General features: G+C 48.6%; 13 protein-coding genes. 6 read left to right on the top strand and 7 right to left on the bottom strand.

Going from position 1 to position 12,209, the window contains the following annotated elements; all coding sequences use genetic code 11:
- The first annotated feature begins 140 nt into the window (after nucleotides 1–140).
- Both urtA and NG796_RS07785 read left to right on the top strand, forming a co-directional pair.
- Nucleotides 141–2,591: an urea ABC transporter substrate-binding protein gene (urtA, locus tag NG796_RS07780; protein WP_261205336.1), complete on the top strand. Its 2,451-nt coding sequence runs from the start codon at nucleotides 141–143 to the stop codon at nucleotides 2,589–2,591.
- Nucleotides 2,592–2,664: 73 nt separating this feature from the next.
- Nucleotides 2,665–3,582 carry a WD40 repeat domain-containing protein gene (locus tag NG796_RS07785; RefSeq protein ID WP_261205337.1) on the top strand — a complete coding sequence of 306 codons (918 nt, stop codon included), beginning with the start codon at nucleotides 2,665–2,667 and terminating at the stop codon, nucleotides 3,580–3,582.
- A gap of 323 nt (nucleotides 3,583–3,905) precedes the next feature.
- On the opposite strand, the gene NG796_RS07790 is transcribed toward NG796_RS07785, so the two are convergent.
- The 5 genes from NG796_RS07790 to NG796_RS07810 all read right to left on the bottom strand — a co-directional run bounded on the left by NG796_RS07790 (nucleotide 3,906) and on the right by NG796_RS07810 (nucleotide 6,669).
- Nucleotides 3,906–4,364: a hypothetical protein gene (locus NG796_RS07790; RefSeq protein WP_261205338.1), complete on the bottom strand. Its 459-nt coding sequence runs from the start codon at nucleotides 4,362–4,364 to the stop codon at nucleotides 3,906–3,908.
- Between the two features lie 400 nt (nucleotides 4,365–4,764).
- A complete protein-coding gene (locus NG796_RS07795) occupies nucleotides 4,765–5,280 on the bottom strand; it encodes a hypothetical protein (RefSeq protein ID WP_261205339.1) in 516 nt (171 codons plus the stop codon).
- A 67-nt stretch (nucleotides 5,281–5,347) separates the two neighbouring features.
- Complete coding sequence (locus tag NG796_RS07800) at nucleotides 5,348–5,794, bottom strand: hypothetical protein (RefSeq protein WP_261205340.1); 447 nt, start codon at nucleotides 5,792–5,794, stop codon at nucleotides 5,348–5,350.
- A gap of 265 nt (nucleotides 5,795–6,059) precedes the next feature.
- Complete coding sequence (locus tag NG796_RS07805) at nucleotides 6,060–6,242, bottom strand: CsbD family protein (RefSeq protein WP_261201021.1); 183 nt, start codon at nucleotides 6,240–6,242, stop codon at nucleotides 6,060–6,062.
- Nucleotides 6,243–6,471: 229 nt separating this feature from the next.
- Nucleotides 6,472–6,669, bottom strand: coding sequence for a CsbD family protein (locus NG796_RS07810; RefSeq protein ID WP_261205341.1), 198 nt, complete (start codon nucleotides 6,667–6,669; stop codon nucleotides 6,472–6,474).
- 356 nt (nucleotides 6,670–7,025) lie between these two features.
- Between NG796_RS07810 and uvrB the strand changes: the two genes are divergently transcribed.
- The 3 genes from uvrB to NG796_RS07825 all read left to right on the top strand — a co-directional run bounded on the left by uvrB (nucleotide 7,026) and on the right by NG796_RS07825 (nucleotide 9,966).
- On the top strand, nucleotides 7,026–9,035 hold the full coding sequence (gene uvrB / locus NG796_RS07815) for an excinuclease ABC subunit UvrB (RefSeq protein WP_261205342.1): 2,010 nt from the start codon (nucleotides 7,026–7,028) through the stop codon (nucleotides 9,033–9,035).
- A gap of 207 nt (nucleotides 9,036–9,242) precedes the next feature.
- Complete coding sequence (locus NG796_RS07820) at nucleotides 9,243–9,500, top strand: hypothetical protein (RefSeq protein WP_411268792.1); 258 nt, start codon at nucleotides 9,243–9,245, stop codon at nucleotides 9,498–9,500.
- 94 nt (nucleotides 9,501–9,594) lie between these two features.
- Nucleotides 9,595–9,966 (top strand): DUF2237 family protein, encoded by a 372-nt coding sequence (locus NG796_RS07825; protein WP_261205343.1) that lies wholly within the window; start codon nucleotides 9,595–9,597, stop codon nucleotides 9,964–9,966.
- 158 nt (nucleotides 9,967–10,124) lie between these two features.
- Here NG796_RS07825 and NG796_RS07830 read toward each other — a convergent pair whose 3' ends face one another.
- On the bottom strand, nucleotides 10,125–10,592 hold the full coding sequence (locus NG796_RS07830; RefSeq protein ID WP_261205344.1) for a hypothetical protein: 468 nt from the start codon (nucleotides 10,590–10,592) through the stop codon (nucleotides 10,125–10,127).
- 189 nt (nucleotides 10,593–10,781) lie between these two features.
- Between NG796_RS07830 and NG796_RS07835 the strand changes: the two genes are divergently transcribed.
- Nucleotides 10,782–10,961, top strand: coding sequence for a hypothetical protein (locus tag NG796_RS07835; RefSeq protein ID WP_261205345.1), 180 nt, complete (start codon nucleotides 10,782–10,784; stop codon nucleotides 10,959–10,961).
- A gap of 2 nt (nucleotides 10,962–10,963) precedes the next feature.
- Here NG796_RS07835 and NG796_RS07840 read toward each other — a convergent pair whose 3' ends face one another.
- Nucleotides 10,964–12,163, bottom strand: a complete 1,200-nt coding sequence (locus NG796_RS07840; protein ID WP_261205346.1) for a class I SAM-dependent methyltransferase — start codon at nucleotides 12,161–12,163, stop codon at nucleotides 10,964–10,966.
- Between the last annotated feature and the right edge of the window lie 46 nt (nucleotides 12,164–12,209).

Consider the following 12,209-nt stretch of genomic DNA (forward strand, 5'->3'; position numbering starts at 1 on the left):
GGTTATCCCGAGACGGCGATCGCCCCCTGGTTGCATTGCACTGATGGCGAACCGTTGCTGTGGAAATCTGACCCCTCACTAAACTCTAACCACCCCTCACGAATGTTACTCAATCCCCTATGTATGAGCGGAATTTTTCAGTGGATGATCGCGTCCAATCCCCTAATCAACCCATTAAAGTCGGGGTGTTACATTCCCTAACGGGTACGATGTCGATCGGTGAAGTATCCGTCAAAGATGCCACCCTGTTAGCGATTGAAGAAATTAATGCCGCCGGTGGGGTATTGGGCCGCCCCTTAGAAGCCGTGATTGCCGATGGGGAAAGCAATTTAAAAACTTTTGCGGACAAAGCCAAACAATTACTCACTCAAGAGCAAGTGGAAGTGGTTTTTGGCTGCTGGACCTCTGCCTCACGCAAGGCGGTACTCCCGATTTTGGAGGAATTAAATGGATTGTTGTTTTATCCGGTCCAATATGAAGGATTAGAACAGTCTCCCAATATTTTCTATACGGGTGCAGCACCCAATCAACAAATTGTTCCGGCGGTCCAATATTTATTGGATCGGGGCTTTCGCCACATTTATTTACTCGGGTCAGATTATATTTTCCCCCGGACAGCGAATCAAATTATTAAAGCGCAATTAGTAGCCCAAGATGCGGTTTTAGCGGGGGAAGAATACATTCCCCTGGGTTCGCGAGAGGTGAGTACCGCGATCGCCCATATTCTTTCCGTACAACCGGATGCCGTCTTCAATACCCTCAATGGCGATACGAATGTAGCCTTTTTCCGAGAGTTAAATCAAGCGGGGTTGACCCCGCAGGACTTGCCGGTGATGTCTGTGAGTGTTGCCGAGGCGGAGGTCCGGGAAATAGGGGCCGAGGCGATCGCCGGACATTGGGTGGCGTGGAATTACTTTCAAAGCATCGATACCCTGGAAAACCAGAAATTCGTGAGGGCCTATAAAGCCAAGTATGGCAGCGATCGCGTTACTTCGGACCCGATCGCCTCGGGGTATCTGGGGGTCTACTTGTGGAAAAAAGCCGTGGAAAAAGCCCAGTCTACTCAAGTGGCGAAGGTGAAGGCAGCGGCGAAAAATATAGAATTGGTCACCCCTAAAGGGTTAGTCAAACTGGATGCCAAAACTCAGCATCTGTGGAATACGGTCCGCATAGGGCAAATCAAGCCCGATGGGGCGATCGTGGAAATTTGGAACTCCCGGGAGGCTATTGCACCAGACCCCTTTCTCGCCCGCTATCCTTGGGCCGCCGGACTCTCTCAACGAGGCTTCCGCTGGGGAATCAATGCCAAACTGATGAGCTTATTTAGCAGTTTAGTGGCGATCGCCTGGGTGGCATTGGGCTTAGAGTGGCTGACAGCAGCAGAAATTCAGCGAAATATCGCCGCCCTAATTCAGCGGGTTGAGCAAATGTCTACACCCCACGCGGAAATGTTGCAATGGGGGGATGCGGTGATGGCCGCAGCGCAACGCAGTCAATATTTATTGCTAATGCTACTCCTGTTGAGCATTCTATCAATGGGGGTGGCTTTTTTTGTCGTTTCCCGAATTACCCGGGCATTAAATGGGGTGACTCAAACCGCCCAACGATTAGCATCCGGGGATTTAACAGCGCGATCGCCCCTGGTTTCAGGAGATGAAATTGGCGTGCTCTCTTCGACTCTGAATACAATGGCACAACAGGTCAACTGTTTACTCAAAGGGTTAGAAGTTCGTTCTCGCCAGGTGGAAGAACACAGTTTAGAATTAGAGGCAGCGGTTTACGCTGCCCAAGCTGCCAGTCGGGCTAAAAGTACGTTTTTAGCCAATATGAGCCACGAATTGCGAACGCCACTGAATGCGATCGTGGGGTATAGCGAACTCCTGCAAGAAGAAGTAGAGGAGATTCTCGCCGATGAACAGTTGATCAGTGACCTCCAAAAAATTAACATTGCGGGCAAAAATCTCTTGGCGATCGTCAGTGATATTTTAGATATTTCTAAAATTGAAGCAGGCAAAATGGACTTGTGTTTGGATGCCTTCGATGTCCCCCAGTTGATTCATGAGGTAGTAACCACCCTTGAGCCCTTGCTGCTGGCGAATGGTAATGCAATCTGCTTAGATTATCCTCACCCAATGGGAATGATGACAGCGGATCTCACCAAGGTCCGACAAATCCTCTTAAACCTGCTGAGTAATGCGGCTAAATTTACAAAAAAGGGCAAAATTATGGTAGAGGTGAGGATTACAAATCCCGCAGAAAATACCGGGGAACAGGTCACCCTAAATTCTACGCCTCTCCCCCCAAGTGAAACGCCCTGGATTCTATTTCGGGTCCGGGATACAGGAATTGGCATGAGTTCCGAACAAATCGCCCAACTGTTTCAACCCTTTGTGCAGGGGGATGATTCGACTACGCGCAAGTATGGCGGGACGGGATTGGGTTTAGCGTTGGTTAAAAAATTTTGCGAGATGATGGGAGGGGCGATCGCGGTGGAAAGTGAACTGGGACGAGGGTCGGTGTTTGAGATTGCCCTCCCCTTGGTGGTCAAGAATACACCCGCCCAGAAGATGACCCTTAATCAGGCTGCTTAAAGCGGGACGGTCAGCAGGTGAGCCGATTGCCAGTAAAATATTCAGCAAAACCACTTGAATTCAAACAATTATAATGCCTGAACCTATGATAGGGCGATCGGTTGAGACCTTCTCAGGCCACTTAGACCGGGTGAGTTCCGTGGCCGTCTCGCCGGATGGAAAAACCCTTGCCAGCAGCAGTTTGGACCACACGATCGCCCTATGGGATTTAACCTCGGGTCAAAAACTCCATACCCTCTGCGGACATTCTGGAGCGGTTCTGGGGGTGATTTTTTCCCGGGATGGTCAATGTTTGGTCAGTTGCGGGACGGATAAAAAGATTCAGGTTTGGGATTTGGGCCGCTTGAAGCCCATTCGCCAGTTGGGGCGATGGTTTGGCGGTCATCAGGAACCTGTTTTAGCCCTGGCAATGGCCCCCGATGGCAACATTCTGGTGAGTACCAGTGGCGATCGCACCTTGAAACGCTGGAATCTAGGGACAGGTAAACTGGAATGGACCCTCACTTTGGAGGGGGAGGAACTGGGGGAGATTCAATCCCTAGCGATTAGTCCCGATAGCAAAATTTTAGCGGGAGGCAGTAGCGATAGTCAGATTGCCCTGTGGAATTTACAGACAGGAGAAACATTGCGGACCCTCACCGGCCATTCTGCCGGGGTGACAGGGGTCGCATTTAGTCCCGATGGGCAGGTTTTGGCCTCTAGTAGTTGGGATAAAACCGTGGCCCTGTGGAATTCCCAGACTGGAGAGCAAATCGCCTCCCTGGTGGGACATTCCGATGTGGTGAATGCCGTCACGTTTCATCCCGATGGAGAGAGACTCGCTTCTGGGAGTTGGGATAAAACTGTGGCCCTGTGGAATAGGAAAACGGGAGAACAAATTGCGTCCCTAGTGGGACATTCCGATGCTGTGCGATCGCTGACCTTTAGTCCCGATGGGAGTGTGTTGGTTTCCGGGAGTTGGGACCAAACGATCGCCCTGTGGCAGGTATAGCCTGTCTCGGGTTGGTATGGAAAGATTTATTCCTCATTCAAAATCCCCCCTAAATCCCCCTTAAAAAGGGGGACTTTCCAGGTCCCCCCCTGATGGAAACATTTATTCCTCCGGCTCCCCCCTTCAGAAGGGGGGCAGGGGGGGATCTCAGGGAGCTAGGGGGGGCTCCAATCGAAGGGTGCGATCTAATGCGCCTATCACCGGGGGCGATCGCTGCGAATGCCCCATTCTTCCCTCGTCCCTTGTGCGCGATCGCCGGGGACTTTTGGCGGGAAAACAGCGGCCCTAGGTAGCTGAGTGAGGCCGTAATTCCCCTCTCTAGGTTAATCGAGGAAACCCATCAATCCCTCACTCTCATCCACGTCATTCGAGCAAATGGGCCGGTTTCCCATCAAATGATCGCAGTTCATGAGGATGGTGCTTTCTGTAATCGGACGATTTCCAGATACCTGCATGGAGTGGGCGACATGAATCAGACTCGCCCCAATCGGACGAATTCCCGAGGAGTTTAAGGTATCGGCGACGATAAAATTACTAGCCTCAACGGGACGGTTGCCGGACAGGTTGATACTGTCAGAAATCTCAAAGTTGCTCAGTCCGATGGGGCGGTTTCCGGGTAAACCCCCTTGCCGATAGAGCTGAATGCCTTCCGGGGCGGCTTTTTCAGGTAATTTATCTTGTATTTTCTTCATACTATCTTGGGGTTCGTTTTCTGGGTTGGGTTTCTCAGTTTCATCAGCGATCGCGCTATCCGCCATCTCGGGATTCTCCTCCAAAAACACTGGGTTAGTTTTCCTTTCCTCCTGAAAATCCGTCTCGTTTCCGCCCTGTTTTAGCACGGTTGAATCGGTACGTTTCTACCTCATCGATGGCGATAGGGCCTTATTTCATGAGTCGGAGACTAGCTTTCGCTGTCAGATCTTTTTTAGGGTTCTAACTTAAGCCTTAATTATACGGGTTGAAGGATCTGCAGACGAGTTCATCGCACTCTACATTACTGTAAATTTTTGTAAAACTCTCAAAAAAAATCTTATTGGGATCATAAGCGGGGATAGCCGTTCCTCGGGCATCCTAGGGTTCTTGCAGATTCGCTACGGGGGGGATCTGAAGAAAAGGGCCAAGGGGCGATGCGTTGCGATCGCCCCTTGGCCCCCAATTTATTAAATCCGCCTGATCCTCGCCTTACTTGCGATTACTCAGCCATTTTGCCGCAGCAATTCCTAAAATAGCCGCGACTAAGGGATTACTCAAAAACTTCATCATCCAGGGTTTATCCGCTAACACATCCCGGAAAATATCAGGATGAGCGTGATAGGCAAATGCGGCTAATTTGGACACATCATCTGCCGACATTTTCTTGGGATGATGACTAGAAAGAGCGAGTTGTTTTTCTAAATCCCGATCGCTCAGTCCGCGTTTTTTCAGTTCTTTAAAGAACTCCTGGGCCACATCATCCCGTTCATCGGGCTTAATTTGGGCGATCGCTTTTCTCAGTTCCGGTTCCATCTGGGCCGGAGGAATGCGATCGTGTTGCAGAGACTCGCCAAATAAGCGCTTACGCTCTTCCCGCGTCGAGCGCTGGGCAAAATCATCAAAATTTTGATAATCGTCGGTCTGGGGAGCATTCGGCATCATGTCGCGATCGCCTCTTGCCAAATCGCCCATAATTTCCCGTTTATATTCGTCACTGGTCGCCATCTTATTCTCCTAATTTATTCTTTACTGTCGATCGGTCGTCAACAGGGGGGCAATTTGGCCTCACACCCTATCCCGCCTTATACTGAATCTGCTGGGACTGCACATCATAATCAGCCGTCAGAATCAGTTGTTTATCCGGTGCATACACCATCACTTTTAAATTCCGATTGGGGAAGTTGTGATGAAAGCCTTGAGCCAGCGATCGGGCTAACTCTCGCACTTCATTCGGTCGCACTTCCGGCGTAATCACCACCCCTAATTTATCATTGTCTCGCACATAGGCATCTTGAATCAGTCCTTTGGCATTTCTTACCACCCAGTTGCCAAAATTCTCCCCGGTTTGAGTATTACCCCGTTCAAGTTGGCTGTAATTGTGCGGACTCGTCACGGAAGGGGAGAGGCGGTTGGGTTGCTGCGCCGTCGGAGCTCCTGCACTACAAGCGCTGACCACGCTGAGGACTAATACCAAGACCAAAGCGGTCAACCCTTTCTGAACTCGCTTAAACAGACTCACCTGAATTTTCCTCCCAAATTTATAGTAATTTACCACCCCGTTCTCAGGGGATGCCGGTTTATTGAGAGGTGAATTGATCACTGTTTTATCAAATTTTGGACCGACCCCTTCAACAAACCTTTAAACAAAATATTGAATTTTTCTCCAATTTCCCCTCTGAAAATGGGGCATTGGAAGGTTTCCCTTCACCTGAAAGCAAAAGGGTTAAGACTGGAGGGAAAGGCGGGGAGTCTCCCCGCCCTTCCCTCTCTTCAAAGATTAAGCTCTAGTCCAGAGCTTCTTTTAAGTTATCTTTGATATCTTCTTTGGCGTGTTGGGTTTCAGCTTCAGCTTGCTTCATTTTGCCCTGAGCCTTATCTTTGGGATCGCCGGTCACGTTTCCTAACGCTTCTTGTGCTTTCCCTTCTACATTCTTCATCGTTGCATTAACTCTATCTTCAGCGCTCATATTATTCTCCGTCTTTTTGACTGGTTTTTATCTGAATTAAGATTAGCAACGATCACCCGGCTAAAGCATCTATCAATGGATATATTCTCGTCCTACCCCTTAAGATTTCAAATCGGGGATCGCTGAAATCTAAGCAGCTTCCTATCCCATTTTGTCTAATTCGGGGGTTTTTAGCTTCCATAAAAAAGGGCCAGGGTATCAATACCCTGGCCCTGATCCCTTGACTCGCCTACAACTCTTCTATTTGAGTTCTCTTGATATCCAGTTCTTCTTTTAAGTTTTCGACCCCATGTTCAATATTGGCTTCGATTTGCTTGGCTTGACCCACTGCTTTTTGCTTGGGGTCTCCCGTCAGGTCCCCGAAAGCTTCTTGGGCTTTCCCTTCGATATTCTTAGCCGTGGCTTTCATGCGATTTTCCATACTCATGTGAATTTTTCCTCTTTATTTTTAGTTTTTATAGGCTAGTTTATTTGAGTTTTACACTTAAATATTTAGCCTTAAACTTATAGTAGCAACCTATTTCCTAAAATGCCCTCTATCCTCCGACATATATTTAAAAAACCCGCTAAAAAGTAAGAGGTAACAGCAGCAGTCCAACTCATCCCATCGGTCCAGAAAGCGGTCTTTTTCCTAAATGGGACCTAGAAGTTCGGCAGGAGGACATCTCGAACTAAGTACAAATTCTGCATCCATTCAAAAGCATCAACAGGGATTAGTATTTTGAGTAGATATTTCCCTCAACAACCTTCTACAATAGGAAAGAACTCATCCTCAATCCGACTATGCAGCCCTTTCGCCTTGAAGCGCCCTATCAACCGACAGGGGACCAACCCCAAGCGATCGCCAAACTGGTCCAAGGTATCCAAGGGGAAAAACCCTATCAAACCCTCTTAGGTGCCACTGGAACTGGAAAAACCTTTACCATTGCCTCCACGATCGCCCAAGTCGGCAAACCCACCCTCGTTCTCGCCCATAATAAAACCCTCGCCGCCCAACTGTGTAACGAATTGCGGCAGTTTTTTCCCCATAATGCTGTTGAATACTTTATCAGCTATTACGACTACTATCAACCCGAAGCCTATATCGCCGTCACCGATACCTATATCGAAAAAACCTCTGCCATTAACGATGAAATCGATATGCTACGGCATTCGGCCACGCGATCGCTCTTTGAACGGCGCGATGTGATTGTTGTCGCCTCGATTAGCTGCATTTACGGGTTAGGAATGCCTTCAGAATACCTTAACGCCGCGATTCCCTTACAAGTCGGACAAGAACTCGAACCCCGGCAACTCTTGCGCGACCTCGCCGGTATCCACTATCATCGCAATGACGTAGAAATCGGTCGCGGACGCTTCCGCGTCAAAGGAGATGTCCTAGAAATCGGACCCGCTTATGAGGACCGGATCGTTCGCGTCGAGTTTTTCGGGGATGAAATCGAGGCGATTCGCTACGTTGATCCCGTCAGTGGCGGAATTCTCGCCAGTCTGGATACCTTAAGTATCTATCCAGCGCGTCACTTTGTTACCCCTGATGACCGCCTAGAAGCAGCGTGTCAGGCGATCGAACTCGAATTAGAAGACCGCCTTCAGGAACTAGAAAAAGCCGGAAAATTAGTTGAAGCACAACGCATAGAACAACGGACTCGCTACGACCTAGAACTGCTGCGAGAAGTCGGATATTGCAACGGCGTAGAAAACTATTCCCGCCACATGGCGGGACGGCAAGCGGGAGAACCGCCCGAATGTTTACTGGATTATTTCCCCAAAGATTGGTTATTGGTAGTGGATGAATCTCACGTTACCGTCCCGCAAATTCGGGGAATGTACAATGGCGATCGCGCCCGCAAACTGGTCTTAATCGAACATGGATTCCGCCTCCCCTCTGCTGCGGACAACCGACCCTTAAAAGCAGAGGAATTTTGGGACAAGATGAATCAATGTATCTTCGTCTCCGCCACCCCCGGCGACTGGGAAATTGAACAATCTGCCGGGGAAGTGATTGAACAGATTATTCGCCCCACGGGAGTGGTAGACCCCGAAATCTTTGTCCGTCCCACGGAGGGTCAAGTGGATGACTTGTTAGGTGAGATTAAAGACCGAGTGAAACGCAATGAACGAGTCTTAATCACCACCTTAACCAAACGCATGGCGGAAGACCTCACGGAGTATTTCCAGGACCGGGGAATTCGAGTGCGTTATCTACACTCGGATATTAATTCTATCCAACGCATTGAGATTCTCCAGGACTTGCGGGAGGGGGAATTTGATGTATTGATTGGGGTCAACTTGTTACGGGAGGGGTTGGATTTACCGGAAGTGTCTCTCGTGGCGATTTTAGATGGGGATAAAGAAGGATTTTTGCGATCGCATCGGTCCCTTGTCCAAACCATCGGACGCGCCGCCCGCCACATTCGGGGACAAGCGATTATTTATGCAGATAACATGACCGACAGCATGACCTTGGCGATCGAAGAAACCGATCGCCGTCGTGGAATTCAGACCGCCTACAATCAGATGCATGGCATTACCCCCACAACCATTATCAAGAAATCCAGTAATGCCATTTTGGCCTTCCTAGACGTTTCGCGCCGCTTAAATGCTGCCGCAGCCGAAGGCGTGGATTCCCTCACCGTCGCCCTTCAGGAATTGCCCTTAGAAGACATTCCAGAAGCGATTTCTAAACTGGAACTCCAGATGAAAGAAGCAGCCAAAAAACTGGAATTTGAGGAGGCCGCCAAATTGCGCGATCGCATCAAAAAATTGCGGGATAAACTCGTGGGTCATTCCTAATCCAATTCAGGTAAAGCGGGTGGAACACTCCATCCACCCTCTCATCCCGCCACCCTAAACTATGGTAAACTTATCTTCCAGTCCCTAAATCGGCATCATCAGACCGAACTCCCGTCAGCCCTCAAAAAAAGTTGAGATTCCCGACAACTCAGGAATAACAGCTTTTTTGATAAGGTTCAGGCAGACTGAGTTAAGTGACCTCCATTTATGACTGATTATTGTTGTTTATCCCTCGAACCGATGGCAATTACGAAAACTGAAGCCAAACAGTTATTAGAACGGCTAATTTTTGACGAAGAACCCCCCAGAGAGTGGGTGCAAGATGTCTGGGAAATGAGTCCTACCCTGGGAGAAACCGCTGCTAAATTATGGGACGTTTATGAAGCCATTATTGAATGCTGTCCCGAAGAAAAACTGGAAAATTTACTGCACAGTATCTATCAAGATTCTCTCAAAGACTTGTAAAATTTTAGAAGTGGAATAACCGGAACCCTTGCCAAAAGCAAATTGTTCCGGCTATTCTAATAAACAATGCAAATTAACTGGAGAATAGGCAGTCGTGACAGAAGCAACCAATGTACTGGGAGGAAAACTGGAAAATTGCTGCACCTCCCCCATGACCGGATATTATCGAGATGGAAAATGTAACACGGGCGGGGGAGACTACGGTGCTCATGTCGTCTGTGCACAAGTCACAGAAGAGTTTCTCACATTCAGCAAACAGCGGGGAAATGATTTGAGTTCCCCGGTTCCCTTGTTTAATTTTCCCGGCTTAAAACCGGGCGATCGCTGGTGCTTGTGCGCCTCTCGCTGGAAAGAAGCCCTGGATGCTGGAGTTGCACCCCCCGTCGTCCTCTCCGCTACTCACGCATCCGCTTTAGAGTACGTCTCAGAAGAGGAACTCAAACAATATGCCATAGACGAATCATAACCCACTAAAATTGTAAACATTGCATCTAGGGGCCCGAAATCTTTTCAAAAAACCCGGTTTCTCACCCTGAATTAGAACCCGGGTTTTTCTCCTCACCTTTTGCCAATTTTTCCCGAGAGATGTTCCCCAAAACTTACCCCTAACCGCGATATCAGCCATTATTCCAGCGGTTCTAACGTTACCGGGTCCTCTGGAATCGGCACAATAAACCGACTATTAGCACGAACAAAACAATTCCCCTCCTCAATAGAGACAGGAATCCAAGGTTTCCCCCGCTTATCTAGCAGCACAATCTGATTAGCTAGATTTCCCGTCACCGCCTCCAATCGGTCGCCCCCTTCAAAAACCCTCACAACCGACCACTGAGAAATTTCATTGCGATTATTCGTGCGTAAGGTTTCCGGTACCTCCATACTATCCATAACAATGCCCAGAAATTGCCGAGGCATTCGACAATTTAACCCATTCGGATCGCGATCGCTCACCTGCCAATTAAACTGACGATTTCCACGCCTTCCGGGGAACAAATAATCCCCATCCGCATTCGTAGCAGGAACCGCCCAACTCGGACCAGAAACCAGGACCAGACTAGCCACAACAGCCGATAAACACTTTAATAGTTTCATTCGAGTCTAACCTCAAAATCTTACCTCTGTTCTAGCATCTTTAGTCCGGCGATCGCAAGAGTTCCCGAGGAATTAATCCTCCCTACAATTGTATTCAATAAGTTGCTCAAATTCCAACAGCGAATTAATCAAAATAGCCCATTTTAACAACTGCTGTTTTCCTTACAGTTTCCCGATGTGATTGTGCCGGTGGAAGTGAGAACAACGGCAGCAACCCAGGAGACGGACGCGATCGCCTCGGTGAAACCCCACCCCAGTTTTCCTCCTACCGCCTGGGTTCCACCCGTTCGTTCCTTGGGATATAGTCTCGCTGCCGGGGTGTTGTTTATAGCGATCGCCTGGTTATGGATTAAGCGCAAGGACCAATGATGTTACCTCATTGGCGGTATTCTCAACCCTTTTAACCCCTTCCCCTTTTGCTCTTCACTTAATCCTTTTCCCTGGATTAACACGCCAAATCCTCCTAATCCTCTGGGGTCGATCGCCTCATGTAAGACTTGCCTGCGGTTAATCATCGTTCCCAAATCCATGCCGGGGGTGGTGGAGAGTGCCGCAATGCGATCGCCTAACCCCAATGCCATTAAAAACATTGCCTGTTGGGTAAACCCCAGTTTCTCTAATCCGCAGGATTCCCCGACTCGTTCCAAGGCGGTAAAATCAACGTGAGCAGTTATATCCTGTTCTCCGACTAAAATATAGGGATTATCATGATAGCGGTGTTGATAATAACATTGTAATGTTCCTTGAGGTCGCGTTGGCGTATAATAACGGTGAGCCGGATATCCATAATCAATGGTTAGCACATATCCTTGCTTAAGTTTTTCGCTCACCTGTCTCACCCAATCCAATGAAGCAAGATTGACTTCCGTGCGATATCCGTCGGGATAGGGTTTGCCGGTGATGTCGATGTCAATCTGTTGAAAATATTCGGTAATTTTGGGCGTGGAGAGTTCACCCGTGATTTCTTCAAAGGGAGATGCTTCGGGAGACTCGGGGATGTTGTCCGAAGTGGTGATATAAATTTCTTGGAGTTTTCCCTCTATTACCTGAATTTCATGTACGGGGAAGGCATCGATTAATTCATTAGAAAAGAAACAGCCGGTGATTGAATTTGCTGCAATTTCCTCCCAAGTCACCCAGCGCAAATTGGCACCACTGCTGGAGAGTTTTGAGAATTGCTGCTGTTGTAACTGGCGCATTGCTGGAGATTGTTCGATGATCAGATATTCGGTGGCGGCGAAACAATCTCGATGGTGGCGATAGAGATATTTGATGACATCCGCAGCGATTAATCCTTGACCCGCACCCATTTCGACGAGATGCAATGGGGTAGGATGTCCGAGAATTTCCCAGATTTCGATGAACTGCACTGCCAGCATTTCCCCAAAATCTGCACCTAAGTGGGGGGAGGTCATAAAGTCTCCTTGTGCGCCAATTTTTCCCACATGGGCGGCATAATATCCATGTTGAGGGTGGTACAGGGCTAATTCCATATAGTCGGCAAAGGTGATTTGCCGTTGGGGATTTTGTTTGATTTTTTCTAGGATGATTTGGGTTAATATATTGGACATTTTGAGTTAGGATTTAAGAGTAGGGTGGGTATTGGTTTCCCTACCG

It is taken from the genome of Laspinema sp. D2d (assembly GCF_025370755.1).
Taxonomy (GTDB): domain Bacteria; phylum Cyanobacteriota; class Cyanobacteriia; order Cyanobacteriales; family Laspinemataceae; genus Laspinema.

Coding starts and splice junctions, on each gene's coding strand:
- NG796_RS07785 (WP_261205337.1), top strand. CDS start 2,665: ATGCCTGAACCTATGATAGGGCGATCGGTTGAGACCTTCTCAGGCCAC.
- NG796_RS07795 (WP_261205339.1), bottom strand. CDS start 5,280: ATGGCGACCAGTGACGAATATAAACGGGAAATTATGGGCGATTTGGCA.
- NG796_RS07805 (WP_261201021.1), bottom strand. CDS start 6,242: ATGAGCGCTGAAGATAGAGTTAATGCAACGATGAAGAATGTAGAAGGG.
- NG796_RS07810 (WP_261205341.1), bottom strand. CDS start 6,669: ATGAGTATGGAAAATCGCATGAAAGCCACGGCTAAGAATATCGAAGGG.
- uvrB (WP_261205342.1), top strand. CDS start 7,026: ATGCAGCCCTTTCGCCTTGAAGCGCCCTATCAACCGACAGGGGACCAA.
- NG796_RS07820 (WP_411268792.1), top strand. CDS start 9,243: ATGACTGATTATTGTTGTTTATCCCTCGAACCGATGGCAATTACGAAA.
- NG796_RS07830 (WP_261205344.1), bottom strand. CDS start 10,592: ATGAAACTATTAAAGTGTTTATCGGCTGTTGTGGCTAGTCTGGTCCTG.
- NG796_RS07840 (WP_261205346.1), bottom strand. CDS start 12,163: ATGTCCAATATATTAACCCAAATCATCCTAGAAAAAATCAAACAAAAT.